This is a genomic window from Acinetobacter sp. RRD8, from assembly GCF_031844225.1.
GTDB lineage: Bacteria > Pseudomonadota > Gammaproteobacteria > Pseudomonadales > Moraxellaceae > Acinetobacter.
In genome coordinates, this window is the sequence record NZ_JAUZUU010000005.1 from 147,823 (window position 1) to 171,452 (window position 23,630).

Annotated in this window: 20 protein-coding genes and 1 riboswitch; of the genes, 8 read left to right on the top strand and 12 right to left on the bottom strand. The window is 43.6% G+C overall.

What is annotated here, in order from left to right; all coding sequences use genetic code 11:
• Nucleotides 1–5: 5 nt before the first annotated feature.
• Nucleotides 6–770 carry a DUF4184 family protein gene (locus Q9R24_RS07520; protein ID WP_044112820.1) on the bottom strand — a complete coding sequence of 255 codons (765 nt, stop codon included), beginning with the start codon at nt 768–770 and terminating at the stop codon, nt 6–8.
• A 141-nt stretch (nt 771–911) separates the two neighbouring features.
• Between Q9R24_RS07520 and znuD the strand changes: the two genes are divergently transcribed.
• Both znuD and Q9R24_RS07530 read left to right on the top strand, forming a co-directional pair.
• Nucleotides 912–3,056 (top strand): zinc piracy TonB-dependent receptor ZnuD, encoded by a 2,145-nt coding sequence (gene znuD, locus Q9R24_RS07525; protein ID WP_311204288.1) that lies wholly within the window; start codon nt 912–914, stop codon nt 3,054–3,056.
• 106 nt (nt 3,057–3,162) lie between these two features.
• On the top strand, nt 3,163–4,626 hold the full coding sequence (locus tag Q9R24_RS07530) for a phospholipase D-like domain-containing protein (RefSeq protein ID WP_311204289.1): 1,464 nt from the start codon (nt 3,163–3,165) through the stop codon (nt 4,624–4,626).
• An 84-nt stretch (nt 4,627–4,710) separates the two neighbouring features.
• On the opposite strand, the gene Q9R24_RS07535 is transcribed toward Q9R24_RS07530, so the two are convergent.
• On the bottom strand, nt 4,711–5,169 hold the full coding sequence (locus Q9R24_RS07535) for a hypothetical protein (RefSeq protein WP_004647495.1): 459 nt from the start codon (nt 5,167–5,169) through the stop codon (nt 4,711–4,713).
• Between the two features lie 180 nt (nt 5,170–5,349).
• Here Q9R24_RS07535 and Q9R24_RS07540 point away from each other — a divergent pair, with 180 nt between their 5' ends.
• Nucleotides 5,350–5,802: an RcnB family protein gene (locus Q9R24_RS07540; protein WP_044112824.1), complete on the top strand. Its 453-nt coding sequence runs from the start codon at nt 5,350–5,352 to the stop codon at nt 5,800–5,802.
• A 197-nt stretch (nt 5,803–5,999) separates the two neighbouring features.
• Here Q9R24_RS07540 and Q9R24_RS07545 read toward each other — a convergent pair whose 3' ends face one another.
• Nucleotides 6,000–6,497, bottom strand: coding sequence for a phosphate-starvation-inducible protein PsiE (locus tag Q9R24_RS07545; RefSeq protein WP_004647497.1), 498 nt, complete (start codon nt 6,495–6,497; stop codon nt 6,000–6,002).
• 174 nt (nt 6,498–6,671) lie between these two features.
• On the opposite strand from Q9R24_RS07545, the gene Q9R24_RS07550 reads away from it, so the two are divergent.
• Nucleotides 6,672–6,878: a hypothetical protein gene (locus tag Q9R24_RS07550; protein WP_005261855.1), complete on the top strand. Its 207-nt coding sequence runs from the start codon at nt 6,672–6,674 to the stop codon at nt 6,876–6,878.
• Between the two features lie 60 nt (nt 6,879–6,938).
• Here the strand turns inward: Q9R24_RS07550 and Q9R24_RS07555 are convergent, their stop codons facing one another.
• The 3 genes from Q9R24_RS07555 to Q9R24_RS07565 form a co-directional block, all read right to left on the bottom strand.
• On the bottom strand, nt 6,939–8,720 hold the full coding sequence (locus Q9R24_RS07555; RefSeq protein WP_044112825.1) for an acyl-CoA dehydrogenase C-terminal domain-containing protein: 1,782 nt from the start codon (nt 8,718–8,720) through the stop codon (nt 6,939–6,941).
• Nucleotides 8,721–8,888: 168 nt separating this feature from the next.
• On the bottom strand, nt 8,889–10,691 hold the full coding sequence (locus Q9R24_RS07560) for an acyl-CoA dehydrogenase C-terminal domain-containing protein (protein ID WP_044112826.1): 1,803 nt from the start codon (nt 10,689–10,691) through the stop codon (nt 8,889–8,891).
• Between the two features lie 301 nt (nt 10,692–10,992).
• Nucleotides 10,993–11,598: a hypothetical protein gene (locus Q9R24_RS07565; protein WP_005250770.1), complete on the bottom strand. Its 606-nt coding sequence runs from the start codon at nt 11,596–11,598 to the stop codon at nt 10,993–10,995.
• A 134-nt stretch (nt 11,599–11,732) separates the two neighbouring features.
• On the opposite strand from Q9R24_RS07565, the gene baeS reads away from it, so the two are divergent.
• Nucleotides 11,733–13,385 (top strand): sensor histidine kinase efflux regulator BaeS, encoded by a 1,653-nt coding sequence (gene baeS, locus Q9R24_RS07570; protein ID WP_044112827.1) that lies wholly within the window; start codon nt 11,733–11,735, stop codon nt 13,383–13,385.
• A 13-nt stretch (nt 13,386–13,398) separates the two neighbouring features.
• A complete protein-coding gene (locus Q9R24_RS07575; RefSeq protein WP_004278304.1) occupies nt 13,399–14,085 on the top strand; it encodes a response regulator in 687 nt (228 codons plus the stop codon).
• 44 nt (nt 14,086–14,129) lie between these two features.
• Here Q9R24_RS07575 and Q9R24_RS07580 read toward each other — a convergent pair whose 3' ends face one another.
• From Q9R24_RS07580 to Q9R24_RS07605, 6 genes are all read right to left on the bottom strand, one after another.
• A complete protein-coding gene (locus Q9R24_RS07580) occupies nt 14,130–14,768 on the bottom strand; it encodes a hypothetical protein (RefSeq protein WP_004278303.1) in 639 nt (212 codons plus the stop codon).
• Nucleotides 14,769–14,786: 18 nt separating this feature from the next.
• Nucleotides 14,787–16,232 carry a YdiU family protein gene (locus Q9R24_RS07585; RefSeq protein ID WP_044112828.1) on the bottom strand — a complete coding sequence of 482 codons (1,446 nt, stop codon included), beginning with the start codon at nt 16,230–16,232 and terminating at the stop codon, nt 14,787–14,789.
• A 132-nt stretch (nt 16,233–16,364) separates the two neighbouring features.
• Entirely contained in the window at nt 16,365–17,531 is a 1,167-nt protein-coding gene (locus tag Q9R24_RS07590) for an acyl-CoA desaturase (RefSeq protein ID WP_004647507.1), read from the bottom strand.
• A gap of 440 nt (nt 17,532–17,971) precedes the next feature.
• Complete coding sequence (locus tag Q9R24_RS07595; protein ID WP_044112829.1) at nt 17,972–18,685, bottom strand: glycerophosphodiester phosphodiesterase; 714 nt, start codon at nt 18,683–18,685, stop codon at nt 17,972–17,974.
• Nucleotides 18,686–18,827: 142 nt separating this feature from the next.
• Nucleotides 18,828–19,412, bottom strand: a complete 585-nt coding sequence (locus Q9R24_RS07600; RefSeq protein WP_044112830.1) for a cob(I)yrinic acid a,c-diamide adenosyltransferase — start codon at nt 19,410–19,412, stop codon at nt 18,828–18,830.
• Between the two features lie 102 nt (nt 19,413–19,514).
• The gene (locus Q9R24_RS07605; RefSeq protein WP_044112831.1) at nt 19,515–21,350 is read right to left on the bottom strand and encodes a TonB-dependent siderophore receptor; all 1,836 of its coding nucleotides are present in this window, start codon (nt 21,348–21,350) and stop codon (nt 19,515–19,517) included.
• 37 nt (nt 21,351–21,387) lie between these two features.
• Nucleotides 21,388–21,599: riboswitch (cobalamin riboswitch) on the bottom strand.
• A 145-nt stretch (nt 21,600–21,744) separates the two neighbouring features.
• Here Q9R24_RS07605 and Q9R24_RS07610 point away from each other — a divergent pair.
• The gene (locus tag Q9R24_RS07610; RefSeq protein WP_044112832.1) at nt 21,745–22,389 is read left to right on the top strand and encodes a phosphoribosylanthranilate isomerase; all 645 of its coding nucleotides are present in this window, start codon (nt 21,745–21,747) and stop codon (nt 22,387–22,389) included.
• Entirely contained in the window at nt 22,370–23,614 is a 1,245-nt protein-coding gene (trpB, locus tag Q9R24_RS07615) for a tryptophan synthase subunit beta (RefSeq protein WP_005261881.1), read from the top strand. The genes Q9R24_RS07610 and trpB overlap by 20 nt, the downstream gene beginning before the upstream one ends.
• Nucleotides 23,615–23,630: the final 16 nt, after the last annotated feature.

Genomic DNA, 23,630 nt, shown 5'->3' on the forward strand with positions numbered 1-23,630 from the left:
TTTATCTAACCCATCCTGCGACCTCTGTCCAAAAATAAAAACAGTAAACAGCCTAGGCTGCATGTGATTAGGAAGCCCTGACTAAATTCATTAATAGATCGTCCAGTAAAATAATAGAGGTCCGATTGCCAGACCTCTGTAGAGATATAACGTGCATAATCCCAAACAGAAAATAGGCCGGTGAATATCGAAAAGAGCAATAAGCCCCAAGCAAAAGACTTGATTTTTAGGCTGACTGCGAGATATTGGCGATGCTTTTTATAGTAATGCACACTCATCCACAGTATAAAAGGTAAGGCTAGAAAAGAGGTGCCAATCTGTAAAATCCGGTGCAGCGGATAAATTTGTCCAAATAACTGAAACTGTTGCGCTAAGATTTCATGGAAGGCAAAAGTCCGAAAATCGACATGGGTCAGACCATCCCAGATTAAATGAGTGGCTGTGCCGATGATCAGTGCTAGACACATCGCCAAGATGAATCTTAAAGCTGAAAGGATGCTGTAAATATTTAAATCATGCTGAATGCCGATGAAACGGTAAGTTACTGGCCGGTAAACCAGATACCAGATGCTACAGAAAGCCAGCCCAATCCAGAGGTCTGGATGAATCAGCGAAGACCATAAATGCGTGATATTTGAATTGCTCGAAGTAAACAGTCGATGTAAATCGGGCACCATACAGCCAATCGCTAACGCAGCAACAGGTAGCCTATTACCGCTTAAACGTGAAATAGGTGGAGCAAGTACAGCATGGGACAAGGTAAAGGGCATAAAGATAATGTTTTAATGTAATAAAAAAATATTCAAAGAGCATTCTAATAAAATATATCACTGGTTATCGTAAACGATTGCAAAAATAATGAAATGTTATATTATAACATTATTCTATTTTAGTCATTTTGAGCTTGGGTCATGTCTTTTCATAAGAATTTAATAACACTCTCTATTTTTGCGGTTATTACACCATCAGCATTCGCACAACAAGAAGAAGCGACAGTAACTGTACAAACGCTGGAAACCATCCAGGTTCAGGCCCATCCATTGATACAAACCGCAGCAGATTTTGCGGTTGCGGATCATGTGGTGGATCAAAAAGCATTATCTGAGCGTGCGACGACTATTGGTGATGCACTGGCAGATGAATTGGGTGTCTATTCAAATCAGTTTGGTACAGGTGCAAGTCGTCCGGTGATTCGAGGTCAGGATGGCTCACGTGTGAAAGTGTTGCAGCATGCTTCAGAAACTGCTGATGTTTCGACCTTGTCTCCGGATCATGCTGTCACCGTTGATCCGATTCTGGCGAAACAGGTAGAAGTGATTCGCGGTCCATCTACATTACTTTACGGTGCCGGTACAGTCGGTGGGTTGGTGAATGTCACTGATCAAAAAATTCCGACCCAGATGCCTGAAGATGGTCTGGAAGGTACAGTCGGCCTGCGTTATAACTCAGGTAGTGACGAAAAACTGGCAAGTGCTGGTGTGACAGCAGGTATTGGTGAAAACTTTGCTCTACGTGTAGAAGGTTCAAAACGTAAAGCTAATAACTATATTGCTCATGCAGGTTATTTCACAGAACATTCTCATCATGAAGAAGATGAAAATGGAAATGAAATTGAAGAAATTCATCGTGAAAAAGCCCGCCGTGTAGATAATACCTTTGCAGAAGGACAAACAGTCAATATTGGTGGATCATGGATTCATGATCGTGGTTTTGTTGGTCTATCTTATAGTAACCGCCAAGACCAATATGGTTTGCCAGGGCATAGTCATGAATATCATGACTGTCATCCACATGGTAATGAATTGCATTGTGGCGGACATGGCCCAGCACCACAACCGGATCCAAATGCAGTTGAAGAAGAACACGCACATGGTGGTCCATGGGTTGATCTGGAATCACATCGTTATGATATGCGCACTGAGTTAAATAACCCATTTGCCGGTTTTGACAAGTTGCGTGCCCATGCCAGCTTCACTGATTATGAACATGATGAACTGGAAGAAAATGAAGTCATCAGTAATTTTAAAAGTAAAGGCTATGATGCACGTTTAGAACTGGTACACGTTCCAGTTGCGGGTTGGGAAGGGGTCATTGGTACTCAATATAGCCAGCAAAAAGTTAATCTTGCCGGAGGTGCAGATGAACATGAGGGGCATTCCCATAGCAGTGTTCTGATGGCAGATACCAAAACTGAAAAATACAGTTTATTTGGTCTTGAGCACAAACAGATCGGTGATGTGCATGTTGAACTCGGTGCACGAGTAGAACATCAAAAAATTGATGTGGATTCAACTCAAAAAAATTACTCAGATACCGGTGTTTCAGGTTCAGCAGCAGCCAATTGGGAATTTGCACCAAACTATAAGCTTTCTGTGGTTGGCTCGCATCAGCAACGTTTGCCTTTGGCGCAAGAACTTTATGCAGATGGGGTTCACTTTGCCACTAATACCTATGAGCGTGGGAATCAGGATTTAGATGTTGAGAAATCAAATAATCTTGAATTAGGTCTGCATTATGAAGGCGATAAGCTGGACTATCATGTGCATGTCTATCACAACTGGTTTGATAACTACATTTATGGTTCAACGACTGATAGTGAAGGTGACTTCCGCTTGGTCGACTATACACAAGATAAAGCTCGATTCTATGGGACTGAGGCACAAGCTGGTTATCAGGTTAATGACATGTATAAGCTCAGTGTCTTTGGTGACTATGTGCGCGGTAAAATCGAAGGCGAGAATGCACCACGTGTACCGGCAGGTCGTTTAGGGACCAAAGTCGAAGCAGACTTTGCCGATGGCTGGTCAGGTTTGGCTGAGTATTATCATGTCTTTAATCAGGACAAAATCGCCAGCTATGAAGATGAAACCCAAGGCTACAATATGGTGAATGTGGGCTTAAGCTATGCCAATAGCCTTGCAGATAACAATGCTTATAGGGTTTATTTCAAGGCCAACAACCTGCTTGATGATCAGGTGTATTCACATACTTCATTCCTGTCTAATATTCCGCAGGTGGGTCGCAACTTTACTGTCGGCGTGCAGTATGATTTCTAACAGGTCTACTGAAATAATCGACCAAATCATCTAGATCTCACTGAAATCTACTTGAAAAATCATAAGATAAAACCTAGCCTGAGTATATTGGGTTAGGTTTTTTCTTATGCGTATCTTTCAACGAATTCACAATAAATTGAACTGGTCGAATCGCCGTTATGCGACTTTGATCATTAGTATGCTGGCTGTGGGTTATTTGGCTTCGGCAATCTACCACACGTATAAGCCTTTGCCGGAAGGTCTGAATTACACGGGCAAACTGCGTCATGCCGAAGTCAAGTTTCTGGCCGATCAGACTTATCTGGATGCCGAAGGAAAACAGCATTTAGATCATCGCATTTTTAATGAAATGCTGAAAATGATTGAAGAGGCCAAATCGCTGATTGTGCTGGACATGTTTTTATTTAATCAGCAAACCGGTGCATCTATGCAGCAGCATCGGGCATTAAGTCAACAACTGAGCGATGCTTTAATCAGTAAGCGCCTGTTGCAGCCTGAGGTGGAAATCAAATTTATTACCGATCCGATCAATTCAGTTTATGGTGGGATTAGAACCGAGCAGTATCGGGAATTACGTCAGCACGGTATTGATGTCATTGAAACCAATCTGACGCCATTGCGGGCTTCCAATCCAAGCTGGTCGGGCTTCTGGTATATCTGTTGCCAGGGCATTGGCAATAATCCGGAAACAGGCTGGTTGCCGAATCCGTTTGGAACAGAAAAAATTACCCTGCGCAGTTATTTTGATTTGTTTAACTTTAAAGCCAATCATCGCAAAACCATGGTGGTGGATACTGATCAAGGCTGGAAAGCACTGGTCACGTCCATGAACCCGCATGATGGCAGTTCGCGGCATTCCAATATTGGCTTATTGGTCTGGGGGAGCACAGCCGTCGATATTCTGAAAACAGAACTGTCTGTAGGCATGATGTCACAAGCGAATATGCCAGCCATTGTCGCTGGGGATTTTCAGGCAGACAGTAGCCAGCCACAAGTTCAGGTGCTGACTGAAAAAGCCATTTATGATGCGATTCTGAATCTGATTCAGACCGCGAAAGCCAATGAACAGATTGATCTGGCGATGTTTTATCTGTCTGAGCGCAAGATTATCAAAAGTCTGATAGCGGCCCATGAGCGTGGTGTCAAAGTCCGGATTTTACTCGACCCAAATAAAGATGCTTTTGGCCGTGAAAAGAATGGAATTCCAAACCGGCAGGTGGCTTCAGAATTGCACGAAGCGGGTATCGAGGTGCGCTGGTGTCGTACTCAAGGCGAGCAATGCCATAGCAAGATCCTGATGAAGCGCAGCGCTCAGCAAGCTGAAATGATTTTAGGCTCGGCCAATTTTACGGTGCGCAATTTGAAAAACTATAATCTGGAAACCAATATGCGCGTGGTCGGTCAGCCTCAGGCCGAAGTCTTCCGGGATGCCCAGCAATATTTTGAGGGTGCATGGTCAAATCTGAATGGCCGTTCGATGAGCGTAGATTACACTCAATATGCAGAAAACTCGTTCTTTAAATATTGGCTGTATCGTTTTATGGAATGGAGCGGCTGGTCGACGTTTTAATTTTAAATCCCTCCTGACCTCCCTTTTTAAAAAGGGAGGAAAGTCCCTCTTTGAAAAAGAGGGAGTTAGGGAGATTTTTTATTATCAGCTTTTTGATTCTGGATTCGGCGGAACCAGCTGATCCAGCTCTTTATCCGTTAATTCATCCAGCTCAGAAATATCGGTTTTAATTTTCCATTGCGCTTCATCATCAACCGGATTTGGTAAACGCGCTTCTAACCAGTCACAAACTACATCGGGTGGGAAATCTGCGTGATTACACTGGATCACCCAAGACAGGAAATCTTTGGCTACACCATTCATATATGGCGGTGGCGAAACTGGAAGGAACTGAGTTGGAAGACGTTCATTTTTAGAAATATAGTTCAGGACATGTCCCAGCTCTTGCACAGTTTGCCAAGCCAGCGGATGATCGACATTGATCTGAAACTTAAACCACCATGCCTGTTTGCCATCTGAACCATAGCTATCAATCCGTTCTTTCTGAACACTCGGCACTTTAGAAAAATATTCATGTAAACGATCGAAATTTAAATCAGACACAGTATTCAACTCGAAACATTAAAAAAAGTAATTTTAGCATAAAGCAGTAGTTTGCCGACGTGCCTGTCAGATTGAAAATAGGCGAGCGCATTACAAAAAATTGCAGCTCCAGCGAGCTTATCCATATTTTCTGCATCTATTTTGTTTAAAATATAAGCAGATTATTCGGAGGAAGCTCAAATGAGAATCGTACTATCGAGTGCAATATTGGCTGCATTGCTATTGGGAGCTTCTGCACAAAGTATGGGTGGCAATGCTTGGGTGGGTTATGGTGGTGTAGATCGATCCACACCGAATTATCGCAGCGCTCCACGATCTTATGATCCACCACGGCAGCATTATCCGCAACGTCCGCTGCCACCAAGACCACATTACCCGCAACGACCACCATATTGGGGCTATCCACCTGCACAGAGTCAAAGTGGATTAAACATTCAGTATCAGGCACCGACCACTATTTATCAAAATTCGAATAGTTATAGCTGGGTCAATGGTGATCCGAATGTTGCCCGGATTGAAAGTTCGAGATATACGGTAATTACCGATTGGCAGCGTTTAGGGTTACCAGCACCACCGCGTGGCAGCTACTGGATTTATGAAAACGGACGCTATGTGCTGGTGCCGAATCGTTAAACTGCTCTAAACTCTGAACGGATAATTCAGTTATAAGCGTCAATAACTCAAAAAGACCAAAATAGTTCCCTCTCCTGTGAGGAGATGAGTAGCACTGCTACGCAAGGGAGAGATTGCTTGAGATAAATCTCCCAAAACCCTAAACGAGGCTTAAGTATTACTTTAAGCTGAAGTGCAAAAAAAGAGGGCTTAAAAGACTATGCCAATTCATCATCTTCTGGACGCGGTGTTTTGCCAAGGGGTAATGGCTTTTCACTATGTTTGTCACGAATCACGGATGGATAAGTCCATGAGGCATAGCGCACCACTAATATCGCAAAGGCCAGAATCAGAATCGAACCGGTAATAATCACCAGATCCATGCTGGCTTTATGCGTGTGTTGAATATCTGCAATCAGCAAACGGGTCAGTGCAGTAATGGCAATATAAATCAGGAAACGTACTGGCATATGGTTGGTTTTGAAATAGATGCCGACCATGGCACCAAGTTCCAGATAAATAAACAACAGAAGAATGTCGTCAATGGTGGCGAACTGTTTCACGGTCAGAATGTCAATGACGGTATGGCCAGCGGACCAGATCACCATACAGCCAATAATAAACAGCGCAATATAATGAAAGCTTTCTACAGCAAGATTGCCAAGACGGTCGAGGAGAGCTTCAAATTTTTCAATTTTCGGACGTGATTTAGACATATTATCCTCCTGATTTTTCATGTGAAATAAAGATAGTTGCAGAATAACGTGCAAAGATCATGCACAGAATGATTGAATGAAAAATAAAGATTAAATTATTTGAACTTTTGCGCTTTTTTTAGACTAAATTGCTATATTGTATGGGTGGTAACATTGAATAAATAGGAGAAAAAAGTGTTAGATAAAATTCAAACAAAAATTAGCCAATTAGAAGCCGGAAAAAAATTAATCCTCGGCGTAGGCATTAAGGCTGAAGATATGCAAAAGGTGGTGGAGCTCTGCGAGTCTTTAGAGTCAGAGGGGAATATCAAAATTGTGAATAAACATTCGAATCCGAAAAGCAATAATCAGACGGATACCTTGCTAATTCAAAAAGTTTAATTGTTGCATTTTCATAAAAAACGCCTGCTGATGCAGGCGTTTTTATTGCAGATTTTTAGCTTAAGCTTGAGTCGTGAAATAATCTTCAGAGAAGTTCATGATGACGTCAGAACCTGATTTCACTTTAGTAATGCGTAATGCCAGTTCAGGCAGAATGCGTTGTACAAAATAACGTGCCAGAGCGAGTTTATTTTGATAGAACTCACCTTCTTTATTTTTCGCTGCATTGGCAATGCGCGCAAACATATAAGAGAAACTCAACAGACCTACAGCGTGCAGATAGTCGACTGCGGTCGCATTCGGAAAGTCATGACTTTCTCTTGCTGCTTCCAGAATATACTGAGTCACTGATTCAACTTCAGTCGCTGCATCCAGTGTGGCATCTTTAATGAAGTTCAGGTCTGCATCCAGACTATTGGCAAAGTCACGGATTTCAGAGATATATTCAGAGATATATTCGCCGCCACATTTAATGGTTTTACGGCCGATCAAATCTTGTGACTGTACGCCGTTAGTGCCTTCATAGATCTGGGAAATACGCAGGTCACGGATACATTGCTCCAAGCCCCATTCACGGATATAGCCATGACCACCGAAGACCATTTGTGCATCTAATGTCGCTTGGAATGCGGTATCCGTTAAATACGCTTTCGCGATTGGTGTTAATAGCGCAACACGGTCATTGGCTTTTTTCACCGCTTCAGGATCAGTCGAGAATTTGGTGATATCCAACTGTTGACCTACATACACGGCGAATGCACGTGAAGCTTCATTATTGGCACGTACATTCAGCAGCATACGGCGTACATCACCATGCACTAGAATACTGTCCGCAGGTTTGCTTGGTGACTGAACGCCAGCCGCGCTGCGACCCTGTAAACGGTCTGTGGCATATTGCGCAGCGTTTTGATAAGCGAATTCAGAAGCACCTAGGCCTTGAATACCCATCGACAGACGTTCGTAGTTCATCATCACGAACATCGCAGCGAGACCTTCGTTTTCTTTACCAACGAGGTAACCTTTGGCACCGTCAAAGTTCATGACACAAGTCGCAGATGCCTTGATCCCCATCTTGTGTTCGATTGAACCTGGGCCGACCGGATTACGCTCGCCGATAGAACCATCTTCATTGACCAAGAATTTCGGTACGATGAACAGGGAAATACCACGAGAGCCAGCAGGGGCATCTGGGGTTTTCGCTAGAACGAGGTGAATAATATTTTCCGCCAGGTCATGATCACCACCCGTGATGAAAATCTTGGTGCCGCTGATGCTATAAGTGCCGTCTTCGTTACGTTCAGCTTTGGTTTTGATAATACCCAGATCAGTACCGGCATGTGGTTCGGTTAAGCACATGGTGCCTGACCACTCACCCGAATAAATTTTAGGTAAATAGGTTTCTTTTTGTGCTTGTGAAGCATAGCTGTTCAGCGCCATGCCCGCACCAACAGAAAGCAATGGATACAGCATGAAAGACGGGTTGGTGGCAAACAGCATTTCATCAGAAAGTACCGTTAGCATTTTCGGCATTTCCTGGCCGCCCCATTCCATATCTGCGCCCAGACCAATCCAGCCACCTTCTGCATATTGTTTGAACGCTTCTTTAAAGCCAGCAGGTGTGGTCACATTACCATTTTCAATTTTTGCGCCTTCTTCATCGCCGGTACGGTTCAGAGGAAGCATGACGTTTTGAGAAAATTTTGCCATTTCTTCAAGAATCGCTTCTGCTGTCGCAGCATCCAGATGCGCTAGATTTTCATTGGCCTGCCAGAATTGTTCTGCATTGAAGACATCGTTCAGGATGAATTTCATATCGGCAAGTGGCGCGTTATAAATTGGCATGGTGTGTCACCTGTTTATTGTTTGATTAAATGAGTTTTAATCAGTCTAAAACACTCAAAATCTGAATGTTAGACGACTAAAGGTTAATTCTGTAACTCTTTATAAAGAAAAAGGACTGCCTGTTGATTGACCGTCCTTTTTCTGAAATGTAGCTAGTCTGAGACTAACTTAGAATGCAAAGTGTTCCGCATCCAGGTTCATCAATGGCTCTACACCTGTCGCAATCACTTCAACGTGTGAACGAACGCGTGGCAGGATTTTCTTGAAGTAGAAGCGTGCTGTCGTCACTTTGGCATTGTAGAAATCAACATCAGTGGTGCCCGCAGCCAGTTGCTCCTGAGCAACCAATGCCATACGTGCCCATAGGTAAGCTAGAGTGACATAACCAGAGAAGTAGAGGTAATCGACTGCAGCCGCACCCACTTCTTCAGGGTTTTGCATCGCGCGCATACCAATCTGCATGGTCAGATCGCCCCATTCTTTGTTCAAGGCAGCCAATGGTTCAACGAATTCTTTCATTGCAGCATTGTCTTTGTGCGCTTCAGCAAATTTATGGATGATCTTGGTGAAGTCTTTCAACATTGCACCTTGCGTACCCAATACTTTACGGCCTAACAAGTCTAGTGCCTGAATTTCAGTGGTACCTTCGTACAGGCAAGCAATACGTGTATCACGTACGATCTGCTCCATACCGTGCTCAGAAATAAAGCCATGACCACCGAATACCTGAACACCGTGTTTCGCAGCTTCAGAACCGGTTTCAGTCAGGAATGCTTTTGCGATTGGTGTTAGCAATGACAGGATGTTGTCTGCAAATTTACGGTCTGCTTCTTCTGCAGCATGTTCAACCACGTCAGCATATTGTGCTAACAGGTAAACCAGTGCACGACCACCTTCTGCATATGCTTTTTGAGTTAAAAGCATGTTACGTACCGCAGGATGCACAATGATTGGATCTGCTTCTTTTTCAGGTGCTTTAGGACCAGAAAGAGAGCGCATTGCCAGACGATCTTTTGCGTATGCAAGCGCGCCTTGGAATGAACCTTCAGATGCTGCAAGACCTTGAACTGCTGTACCGATACGTGCTGTGTTCATGAACGTGAACATGCAGTTCAAGCCGCGGTTTTCAGGTCCAATCAGGAAGCCTTTAGCATTGTCAAAGTTGATGACACAAGTCGCGTTACCATGAATACCCATCTTGTGTTCGATCGAACCACAACGTACACCGTTACGCTCGCCAATAGAACCGTCAGCATTTAGGTTGAATTTTGGCACGATGAATAATGAGATACCTTTGGTACCTTTCGGTGCACCTGGCAGGCGAGCAAGTACGATATGGATAATGTTCTCTGCCATGTCGTGTTCACCAGCAGAGATAAAGATTTTCTCGCCAGAGATTGCATAGCTACCGTCCGCTTGTGGTTCAGCTTTGGTACGGATAATACCCAGGTCAGAACCCGCATGGGATTCAGTTAAGCACATGGTACCCGTCCACTCACCTGAAACCAGTTTAGGCAGGTAAGCGTCTTTTTGTTCAGCTGAACCATGATGTTCTAAAGTACGAACCGCACCGTGAGACAGGCCAGGGTACATGCCCCATGCCCAGTTCGCAGTACCCACCATTTCAGAAATCGCGATACCTAAAGAGTTCGGTAAGCCTTGACCGCCGTATTGTTCTTCAGCAGAAAGAGAAGGGAAGCCAAGCTCGATGTATTTTTGGTACGCTTCTTTAAAGCCAGTCGGAGTCGTAACAACGCCGTCATTCCAGGTACAGCCTTCACGGTCACCGGTCTGGTTGATCGGAGACAATTCGTTTTCACAGAAGTCGGCCGCAGCTTCTAAGTACTGATCTACCAGCTCATGGCTTACGTTTTCTTGGAATGCAGGGAGATTTGCATAGTGTTGTTCAGCATTTAATAATTCATGCAACACAAATTGCATATCACGTAAAGGCGCTTTGTATTGTGGCATATCGGTTTCCTCAATACTGGTTGAACCAGCGTTATAATCTTAGATGAACTAAAACCTGTCTTCACTGACACGGTTTGGAATGATCTAATCGTGCAACAACTTCCCCTGCGGTACAAGCTTTTCGGGGTGTTTTCTTGGTGACTGTAAAGTCAAAGATTAATCTGCATGACGCATTAAAGGTCTTGAGTATAAAGACTTTAGCCATATTCTGCAGGAAACGAATAGTCAACCGTATGCATGAAAGAGCACGCAATAAAAAAGCACCCGAAGGTGCTAGTCGTGAAGCCTTGATTCCTATGCATTAATAGGTAGAGGCTGTGGGCTGGAAACGGACATGACATTTGCCATTGATAGTTTGTTCGCTCATCTTGATCTGTGCAGCAGTCCCGTCTTTTTTGCCTTGACAGGCTTGCAGCATGGCTCGTTGATGTGCCTGATGTTGAGCGAGGCGCTGATCAAACTGTTTAGTCAATTCTGCACGTTTGGCATCCGTCAAGACTTCACCGTGCATCATGCCTCTACGCATATCAGCACGCATTGGATGATGTTCAGCTTTCATGCCACGATGTTCATCGCGATGGCTTTTCATCTCTTTACGATCTGCTTTAAAGACCATCTTACAGGTGCCGTCTATGGTCTTGTCACCAGTCTTGATTTGAATGGCTGAACCCACGGCTTTATTGTCACAAGCTTGTTGAAGCTGTTTGGCAAACTGCATGCGTTCTGCACGCTTCGCCTTAAACTGTTCACGCTGTTCGGGAGTTAGATGCTGTTTTTTGCCTTCATGATGTTTCATCATGTGGGAATGATCATTGTTTGGGACATTGCTGGTGGATTGACAGGCAGTCAACGCACCCATTGATAAAACACTTGCACTGATTAAAGCTATTTTTGTCATGGCTTGCATTGTATTTATCCTGTCAAGAAGCTGATTCTATGTTAGATAAAGATTAAACAATAAAGATGAAGAAACAATGAAGAGTTTTTTGCTTCGGTGTTCGCTACAATAATGAATATAGAAGAAAAATTGAGATTTTAGTTTTGAACATTCGCCGTATTCCCATTGCATTACGTCTATTTTTGACCGTGCTGTTGACCACGCTGGTCATTACCACGGTGAGCCTAGGTGTATTGCATCTGAATATGCAGCGTAATTTCGCCCGCTATGTCGCTGATGTCGAAATGCAGAAGCTGGATTATGTGATTGAAAATCTGGCAGATGTCTATGCAGTTTATCAGGACTGGGGCAATGCGATTCAGGCACAGATTCTCCAGATGGAAGGTGAAGCCGCACCAGATGATTATGACCGATTATCACGCTGGTGGCTGCGCCGTCAGTATGATATTGCCTTGCAGCAGCGTTATTTTCAAGAACAGACCCTGGCTCAAGTGGCACCGAGTATGGTGGATCCACAGTTGCCACAACGTCAGGTCAATGAAGAAGAATTACGTTTGCTGGCCTCTAATTTGCCCTCCCAGTTTCAGCCTTTTGAAGGCTTGAAATTCCCGCTCAGTTCTAATCAGAATCTGTTTAGAACTGATCGCAAAAATGGTGAGCAGCCAGCACAGCAACCGACTGGCAAAAAACAGTTTATCCAGATGCCGGACCGTCTTGGTCTCAGTTCACGTCTCTCACTGTATGATGCCAAGCGTCGTTTCGTAGTGGGTGAGGCTTCAGATGAACAGATTTCTTATCGCCCGATTATGGTGAATAATCAGATTGTCGGCTATTTGGGCTTAAAACCGGTTCTGGATCAGAATGATGCCTTAAGTATCAATTTCTTTAGTAACCAGAAGCGTTATTTATTTCTGGTCTATGCACTCAGTATTTTGGCGAGTCTGATTGCTTCCCTGTTATTGGCAACTTATTTCAAAAAGCCGATTCAACGTCTGCTCAATGGTACACGTGCCTTGACTCAGGGGAATTATCAGTATCAGGTTAAAGTAAACCGGAATGATGAACTAGGTGATTTATCCAATGAATTAAATGCATTGGCGGTGATTCTGGATCAGCATGAAACCTCACGCCATCAGTGGGTGGCAGATACCTCACATGAGTTAAAAACGCCACTAGCAGTCTTACAGGCACAGATTGAAGCGATGCAGGACGGAATCCGTAAACCTACCCCTGAACATTTTGCGTCTATGCTGGCTCAGGTAAACAGCCTGAAAAAACTGACTCAAGATCTGGCCGCGCTGGCACAGGTTGATGCCCAGCAATTGCAATTCTATTTCTCGACGGTGAATCCGTGGGAGGTGGTACAGCAGGAACTCATTAACTTCCAGCCGAAATTTGAGCAGGCTGAATTGACGGTTACTGCAGATGGCGAAGGGACTGAGTTAAATCTGGATCTGGATCGTTTTAAACAGATTGTGGCGAACTTGCTCAGTAACAGTATTCGCTATACTGAAGCAGGCGGGCAGGTGCATATTCACACCACGCAAGATGATAAAGAATGGACCTTATATATCGATGATAGTCCATTTGGCCTGACTGATGAACAACTGGCGCGTATTGGCGAGCGTTTCTACCGTGTCGATGATTCGCGTACCCGAGCGACTGGCGGAACCGGACTGGGTTTGGCATTATCATGTAAAATTACGCAGGCGCTGGGCGGCAGCTTAAGCTTTGCACATTCACCACTGGGTGGTTTACGATGCAAGCTGAGCTTTCCTAAACAAATGAAACCATGAAGGGAATAGATTGATGAAACATGTCATGCTGGTTGAAGATGAAATCGAACTTGCACAGTTAGTGCGAGACTATCTGGAAGCTGCTGGTTTTGAGGTCAGTATGTTTCATGATGGGCAGGAAGCATATAACAGTTTTACCCAACGTAAACCGAGTCTGATGATTCTGGACTTGATGGTGCCGCGTATGGACGGCCTGACCATTTGCCGTAAAGTACGTGAACAGTCGGATTTACCGATTATTATGGTGACTGCACGTACTGAAGAAATTGACCGTGTGTTGGGTCTGAATATGGGTGCAGATGATTATCTCTGTAAACCATTTAGTCCGAAAGAACTGGTCGCGCGTGTACAGGCTGTGTTACGTCGTCTGGATCGTAAATCAGAACCGGAAAGCAATGATTTATTCCGTATGGACAAATCACAACAGCGCATCTGGTATCAACAAAAAGCCTTGAATTTAACGCCGACCGAATTCCGTTTACTGGAGTTATTCCTGGAACATGTCGGACAGGTCTATTCACGTGCGCAATTGCTGGATCATATTAATCCGGACAGTTTTGATGTGGCAGACCGTGTCATTGACAGTCATATCAAGAATTTGCGCCGCAAGATTTCCGATGCAGCTGAAACCGGCAACCGTCATGAGTGGATTCAGGCGGTGTATGGTGTGGGCTACCGTTTTGAATATCCTGAAGATTGATTAAAAAATAAATGTGGATGCTATTATTAACCATCCACATTTATTTAAACTTGTACTTTCAGAAAATATAAATCGTTAATCTGGTCCCATAAAAACTCATAGTCTTGCATGAGTGTAATATCGTTTCCGTAAGGCTTAGGAGTTCTATAACTTAATATCGTTCCTTCTTTGTACGTACTTTTATGCCTGAAATCAAAATCACGGGTATCATCCGAATATTTTATTTGGTTGAAATAGTGGGCATGATCAGTTGCGAGAATGAAATAACCAATGTCGATTCCATTTCTCTTGTAAAGTTCTAAATTTGAAAGATCTTTAAAGACATCGTAACGGTTGTTAGGTTCCCGATGGTTACTTTTCTTAAAGAATTTTAGTTCTATAGCAGCACAAGTTTGATGATCACCATCTTGATAACGAATTAAAATATCAATTCTTGCTCGCTCAGATTGACTCTTAATACTCGTTGTTTTTAAAGGTAAAAATGTTTCAAACTCTAAATGGAATTTGTCGCTTAACCTAAACTCATACAACTGCCCAAGTGTTTTTAAAATATGTCCTAATTCTAATTGGAAAGCACTTTCGTTATGTGTAATTAATCCTCCAAATGCGAGTTTGTGAGTAAGCAGCTTATATGCTGTTTCAATAATTTCATGTGTCAATTTAGTTTGATCAATTTTTTGCATGTTTTTTGAGTCTATTTATTAAGACGAACAACTCACCATCACTTCAGGCACATCACTTGGCAATGGCGCTAAATCTTCAGGCTGTTCCAAATCGGGCTGTTTCAGGTAAGGCTGACTGAGTAATTTAAACAGACGGTCTACTTCAGAAAAATCATCCCGCTCTGCCAGTTCAATGGCTTTCTGTGCCATATGATTCCGCAGAATATAATGCGGATTGGCCAGTTGCATGGCGGCATCCAATTCTTCTATATCCTGGTGTTCACGGATAGATCCATATTGCGCCAGGAATGCTTCAAACTGGCGTCGGTCCAGACAATCATCTTTAAGGGCTTCATAGTCTTTATTTTGCAACCCGATAAAACTCTGGGTATAGTCTAGTTGCTCACTTTGCAAAATTCGCAGAAAGGCCATAGCGCAGTCAAAACTGTCTTTATGGAAACTTGGCAAGCCCATTTTCTGGTTTAAACCATGTTTATAATGTTCCAAGAATGTTGGTTCATAATGCTCCAGACATGCAGCTAAATCCTGTTTCCATTGTTCTTTGTCATAATCTGTAGGGCAGAGCGGGACCAGATTGTTTAACCATTGCCACAAATTCCAATGTCCGATACTTGGCTGCTGCTGATAGGTATAACGCCCTTGATAATCCGAGTGGTTATTGATCCAGTTCGGACGGAAGCGCTCCATAAAGCCATAAGGACCAAAGTCCAAAGTTGAACCGGTAATATTCAGGTTGTCAGTATTCATCACGCCATGTGCAAAACCAACCAGTTGCCATTTGGCAATTATCACCGCAGTGCGCTGAATAACTTTGGTGGCAAAGCTCAGAATCGGCTGTTCGTCTTGCAGACATTCCGAATAATGCCATTCGATACATTTTTGGGTAAATTCAGCTAGTAGATCTGGCTGATACTGATTGATCCATTCAAAATGGCCGAAACGGATATGACAGTCTGAAGTACGCAACATCATCGCGCCCGGCTCTAGCTTCTCACGCTGAATACTTTGGATTGATGAAGTAAAACCAACTGCATTACTGGATGCTACACCTAAAGCATTTAAGGCATGACCTGCCAGATACTCACGAATGACTGAACGCAGTACTGCACGACCATCGCCCATGCGTGAATAAGGGGTTGCACCAGCACCTTTTAAATGCAGGTCAATGGTCTGATTATTTTTATCCAGAATTTGCGCAATCAACAACCCGCGACCATCTCCCAACTGTCCTGCCCATTGTCCAAACTGATGACCTGCATAGACCATAGCCAAGGGTTCAAATTCAGTAAAAACTTTCTGACCACTACAAATCTTGACCCATTGCGCCTTGTCTTCATCCGACCATTGCAGTTGCTCTGCTAAAGCTGCATTAAAATGTCCGGCTTTCGCACCTTTTAACGGCAGCGGAACTTGATGGTGATAGAGGCGGGCGGGCAGTGTTTGATAGCGAGAGTTAAAATACATGGCATCAGTACAGGATTGGAATAAATTTACTATAACAAAGATAGCTGTATAAAACTGTTGTATAAGCGAGAGTTCACGTTATCTTTCGGACATAAAAAAAGCCCCAATCGGGGCTTTAGTGTTCAACAGCTTTTATTGAGAAACTGCAGATTTTTTCAAATTACGAACCAGTAGATTCAAGGTTTGACGATGATGAGAAAGACGCTGCTCAACCAGCTGGAATTCAACTTTCAGCTTGTCATCCATCTGATGGATTTTTTCAGCCATCGATGCTTTCTTGACCTGAATTTCCTGTTCTTTCAGCTTCGCCCAGTCATTTAAAGTTTGGGTAAATGCATCATATTCCTGTGCGATTTTGGTTTTTACCGCCGAGATATCTTCAGAAACATCATGGCCATATACCGCAAGATCTTGTTCGGCATATTTAAACTTCATCGCCAATTCCGCTTTTTTGATATTAAAGCTAGGAATACGGCGCAAGTTTTTAGCTAGACCCAGTTTAGAACAGGTCCAGATCAGCCATTTAGTTGGATCGTACTGCCACCATTTTACGCCGTTACGGTAATCGTATTGGAAAATATGGTGATAGTTATGATAACCCTCACCCCAAGTTGCAACCGCGAGTACGAAGTTGTCACGTGCAGTATTTTCGTCAGTATAAGGACGATTTCCCCACATGTGGCACAGTGAGTTAATAAAGAAGGTCACATGATGGCTCAGGATTAAACGCATTAGTCCACCCAACAGTAATACGCCCCAGACATCACCTACAGCCCAGCCGATGGGCAGTAAAATCGCAGCATGCACGGCAATCACTAAAGGAACGTAGTATTTGTCCTGAAACATCACCACTTTGTCTTTTAACAGATCTGGCGCATTTTTATAGTTGGCAGCACCAGATGGATAATCACGTAACATCCAGCCAATATGTGCATACCAGAAGCCTTTATTGATCGAGTACGGGTCTTGATCAACATCATCGACATGACGGTGATGGGTACGGTGACCAGATGCCCAGAATAAAATACTATTCTGTACAGCAAATGTACCCATAATCATCAAGATGATTTTTAATGGTAAAGTGGCTTCATAAGCACGATGTGCCCACAGGCGATGGTATCCCGCTGTAATGCCGAGGCTGCTTACGCCCAGTAAAACAAACATACTGATCCAAGCGGCAGCGCTAAAATCATGGTGATACGCATACAACGGAATCGCAATCAGGGCTACGATCGGTAAAAATACCAATGCAAACACAGCAATCCAGTTGATGGGGGCTTTGGGTAAGGGAGCATTCATCTCCAACAGCACTCCTAGAACCTCGGAAGGTATAACAAAAAGCAGAAACTACTGTTGGTTTTAACAGCAGCCTATCTTGTCCATATTAGCATGTGCCCTAAGGCATCACTAGCATTATTGTACGGTTGTATTGTACTTGTCGGTAACAGAATAAGTAGGGCAGAAGTGACCATTTTGCGAGCGTAGACGGGTTCTGATTTCCGACTAAGTGACTGAGGATTATCACTCTTTCAGAAAATGGAAACCGAATGAATCAGAGGAAAATAGTTGTTCATAATTTCTACAATACTATCAGGAAATTTGCAGAATATAGAGGTTGGGCAACTTAATTTCACTTTCAAATAAAATCTGATTAAGGAAGATTCCCACTTTCATTATTGCATTTTCGAAATGAACTGGATCAAGAAATACCTAGATCAATCAAGGCTAAGAGAGATTATTTAGAGTTGTTGTAGCATCAATTTTGGATAATCGGTAATCAGCCCCTGAATGCCCCAGTCTCGCAGCTGTTTGGCACGGGTGACATCATTGACCGTCCAGACACTGATATTCAACTCGGCAGCCTGCGTGGCTTGAATCAGGTCTTTACTGGCCAGTTCATCCATCCAGCCAATATGACAGCATCCAAGTTCCAGCGCCTGATCAATGGCTTGATGTTTGACATCGGTTTCAATCAATAAACCGCGTTTTAAACGTGAGTTTTGCTGTTTAAATGCATCCAGAATTTTGGCATCAAAGCTGGTAATAATGGCTGCCTGCTCATAGCCTTGTAACTGCTTTTCGACTTCAAACGCGATTTTTTCAGCTGCTTCTTCAGATGCTACGCTTTTAATTTCGACTTCAATATGCTCAAAATTTCGAATGACATTTAAGGTTTGATCGAGCAATGGGGTCGCTTCGATTTTATTCCATTCTGACCAGGCCACTGCGTGATTATATTGGGTAAGATCTTGACGGTTACACTCGTATAGATGCTTCTGCAAACCGGTGGTACGCACAAAGTCGTCATCATGCATGATGATTAAGGCATTGTCTTTGAGCTGACGGACATCAAACTCAACGGCGCGAATGCCAATCTCCTGAATATATTGAAAACCGCCCAAGGTATTTTCAGGGGCTTCGCCACGTGCACCACGATGACCAATTATGCGCATAAGATGCTCATGAGTGGGAAAGTTAAGTTCATTTTGCGAGGGCTACGTGACAGAAGAGTGACACTTTCTATTTTCGTCAGATGTTCTGTAAAATCAAGAGACATCTGACGTGTATTTTTAGATAGCAACTTGAAACATAATTTTACTTTTCGATGCTGTCATTGATATTTTTTTGCCACAGCACTTCGGAACCGCCCTCAGCACGTTGCAGGGTACGTGATGCTACAAATAACCAGTCCGATAAACGATTAAGTAGTTGCAGTGACGCTGCCTGAATATTTTGGTCACGGTGATGTACCGACATGACGCTGCGTTCTGCACGACGGCAAACAGCGCGGGCCTGATGGGCAAAGCTACACACCAGCGTTCCGGTAGGCAAAATAAAGTCTTTTAACATCGGCAAAGCTTCATTCATGCGGTCGATATCATTTTCCAGAAACTCAATCGATACCGGTTGCACCAGATTAAAACCTGGAATACACACTTCACCGCCTAAATCGAATAACCAGTGCTGGATCAGGCTTAAAGATTTATCCCAAGTAGCTTTATCTTCAATTGTGCTTGCTGAAATCTGCGCGCGTAATACGCCAATTACGGCATTCAGCTCATCGACATCACCCAGCGCGGTAATACGTAAATCATCTTTGGCAACACGTGAGCCATCACCGAGTCCTGTGGTACCCGAATCGCCTGTGCGCGTGTAGATTTTGCTTAAACGGTGGCCCATATGTGTTCCTTGAATTTTTAATGAAGATAATAAAAAAGGATAATGTCGGTCATAACATTATCCATAAACTGCGCTGTTTTAAAGTTTTTTGCTGTTTAGAGCTTAGTATTTAAAGGTGATGCCTGCAGAAGCGAGACGGCCACCGTTCACATAGTACTGGTCGCCAGCGCTATGCACAGTTTTGTATTTCACATCACCGACATTTTCAATGTTAGTAAACAGTTTAACTGTTGGATTAATATTCCAATATGCATTTAAGTCAACACGTGCATAACCTGGAATATCACGACTAAAGTCCTTCGCTTTCGATTTTGCTACCAGTGCAGCACTTAAACCGTAATCGGCATTTTGTAGACCTGTCGATACAGTGAATGACTGACGAGGGCGACGTAATAGCTCTGAATTCTGTTTCGTATCTTCAGTTTTGACATAAGTGTAACCGGCATTAATAAAGAACTGATCTTTTGCCCATTGTGCCGTCAATTCGCCGCCAGTCATCTTGGCTTCATCAATGTTTTGGTTTTGGTAAACAGTAGTTGGAAGCCACTCTTCTCCACAATCAATAATACATTCCGAATTAATTAAATTATCGACTTCCGTATAGAAAGCGGAAGTACCTACTAAAATATTTAATGGAAGTTTTTGATCTATCCCCATTTCATACGAAATGCTTTCTTCAGGCTTCAGTTGATCATTGCCGCCAAAAGCATACATATCATTTAAAGTCGGTGCCTTAAATGCTGAACCAATATTGGTATAAATGCTGGTATTAGGGAGCAGTTGATAACGGATACCACCTTGTGCAACGGTATGTGAGCCAAATTTTTCGTTATCTTCGACACGCACACCCATCTGAGTGCTTAAGCTATTTGTCTGATACTGATGCTGAATATAGTAGCCTGTTGAATTAATATCTTCATCAATAGCCTGGGTTTTTGCATCGGTATTACGCTGGGTAATGCCCAGTAAAACATTTTGTGCTGCTGTGAAATTCCATTTGCCATAGATTTCTGCTTCTTGCGTGGTGCTATGTACAAAGCTGCTTGATGTGACCTGATCTAAGTCATCTTTAAACTGAGATAGACGTGCATTAATTTCAGTGGCTTGTGTTGGGTTAATACGACCTTTTAAGTTTACAATTTTATTTTCAAAATCTTGGCTGGAAAATGCACCCCAATTACTGTATTGGACATTTCCTGAATTTTGACTGTAATCGAGTGATGTTGCATAACGCTCTTTTTCAATACCGAATTTTGCACTATAGCCTTTTTGATCATAACTGTAGTCACGGTTGTCATTGATATTGAATACAGGTGTGCCGTCAGTTTCTAAAACTTGACCGCGAATCTGCGCATACACCCCATTTTCTGCCAAGTCAGCCCCAATAATTGATTTGTAGGTTTGATTCTCACCAATTTCACCTGTTACAAAGGCACTCGTTTTTTCAGGCGTTTTTGTTACAAACTGCACTACACCACCAATTGCGTCTGTACCATAAAGCACAGACGCAGGGCCTTTTAATACTTCAATCTGTTTAAGATCAGTGGTGTCTAAAAAAGGAATAGACGCTGCACCTGTGGTGGCTGTATTTAAACGAACACCATCACGTAGTACTAAAACTTGATTGGAATTGGTACCGCGTAAAAAAATAGAAGTTTGCTGGCCATAACCACCCGATTGCACGACATTAATACTTGGGTCTGTTTTGAGTAAATCTGGTAGTGCTTTAAGAGGTGATTGCTCAAGAATTACAGGTTCAATAATCGAAATACGCGCTGGTACATTTTCAATGTTTTCTGCAGAGCGAGTTGCCGTGACCACAATGGTATCTAAAGATGCTTTCGCAACTTTTTGCTCGTTAGCAAAAACAGATGAGGTGGTACCCAACGCAAGTGCGATCGCACCTACCAAGGCAGTAGGTTGACAATGAAGTGACATGTTAAAGCTCCCTACATTCACTTCCCCGTGAATGATTGAGTTATAGAACACAACAAGCAGGTTTCCGGACTTAAATGTGCAAAGCAGCGACTTTGCTGTATATCCACCTTCCCACATCAAGATGCAGTGGTGTAAACCGAAGAGTTTAAATTGATAGACGTTTCATTTTTTACCGTTGCGGGGGCAGTGCTGGATTTACACCAGCTTCCCTAAAGCCTGAAGGCTTGGACTTGCTGCAAAGTGAGCGCAGTATAAAGTTTGTATGCCTTATAAACAATCTGCATCGAGAATAATCCGGATGAACTTTTACGCAAGTCAGGAAAATTGCATTACAATGATTTGCCCCAATCTTATAGATTGTTCAATACATTGGTAGATCTAGAGCCAACATAATATGCGAACCCGTGCCAAAATTTGTGGAATCACCCGAGTCGAAGATGTACATGCCGTAGCCAATGCTGGCTGTGATGCGATAGGATTTGTATTTTATCCACCGAGTCCGCGGCATGTTAATTTAGAACAGGCTGAAATCCTGATCCGGGCGGTTCCGGCTTATGTACAGGCAGTGGGTTTATTTGTGAATAGTCACGCAGATGAAATTCATGCGATTTTAAATAAAGTACCGCTGGATATTTTGCAATTTCATGGCGATGAAACGCCTGAACAATGTCAGGCCATCGCCCAACAGGTCGGACGCCGCTGGTATAAAGCCATTCAGGTAAAACCTGACCTGAATGTAGTCGCAGAAATTCAGCGTTATCAAGATGCAGGCGCAAGTGCAGTACTGTTAGACGCATGGCATCCTGACCTGAAAGGTGGCACAGGGCACAGCTTCGATTGGGACACCTTTCCCAAACTCAATATTCCCTTGATCTTGGCAGGCGGTTTAAATCCTGACAATATCGAACAGGCAATTCTCACCACACAGGCTTATGCCGTGGATGTGAGTGGCGGTGTCGAGTCCGCAAAAGGTATTAAAGACCAACAACTCATAGAACGCTTTATGCAAGGAGTCCATCGTGGATCAGCAAAGTACTAGCCAGAACAGTCAGGCAGTTGACTATACCCAATTCCCGGATGAACGCGGGCATTTCGGTATTCATGGCGGACGTTTTGTGTCAGAAACACTCATGGCGGCTTTAGAAGACTTGGAAAAGCTCTATTTCCGTATGAAAGATGATGCGCAGTTTTTGGCAGAATTTGACCGTGACATGGCGTTTTACGTCGGTCGTCCGAGTCCTTTATATCATGCTGAACGATGGTCGAAAGAGTTGGGTGGCGCACAGATTTACCTGAAACGTGAAGACCTGAACCATACCGGTTCGCACAAAGTAAATAATACAATCGGTCAGGCTTTGCTGGCGAAGCTTTCCGGCAAGAAACGTATTATTGCCGAAACAGGGGCAGGCCAGCACGGTGTAGCAACGGCAACGATTGCAGCACGTTTAGGTCTTGAATGCGTAGTATTTATGGGCGCAGACGATGTAAAACGTCAGGCGATGAACGTCTACCGTATGCGTTTATTAGGTGCGACGGTTGTGCCGGTAGAAAGTGGCTCTAAAACCTTAAAAGATGCCATGAATGAAGCCATGCGTGATTGGGTGACCAATGTTGATTCAACCTATTATGTGATTGGTACTGTGGCAGGTCCACACCCATATCCACAGTTGGTTCGTGATTTCCAGTCGATCATCGGTCGTGAAGCACGCCGTCAGATTCTGGAACAGGCAGGCCGTCTGCCAGATGCACTGGTCGCGTGTGTCGGTGGTGGATCCAATGCAATGGGCTTGTTCTATCCATTCCTGAATGACCAAGACGTGAAAATGTACGGCGTTGAAGCAGCAGGTCATGGGATCGAATCAGGTAAACATTCTGCGCCACTAAATGCCGGTCATGTCGGTGTACTGCATGGTAACCGGACTTACCTGATGTCGGATGCGCAAGGCCAGATCATCGAAACCCATTCAATTTCTGCAGGTCTGGATTATCCGGGTGTGGGTCCGGAACATAGCTTCCTGAAAGATATGGCCCGTGTTAAATACGTACCGATCAATGATCAGGAAGCTTTACAAGGTTTCCGCGACTTGACCAAGATTGAAGGCATTATTCCGGCGTTAGAAAGCGCACATGCTATGGCTTATGTCACTAAACTTGCACCGACCATGGACAAGGATCAAATTATTATTGCGACGGTTTCAGGTCGTGGTGATAAGGACTTGATGACCGTTGCCCGTATTGATGGCGTGGAAATGGTAGAGATGTAAGCTCCTTAAAGTCCTC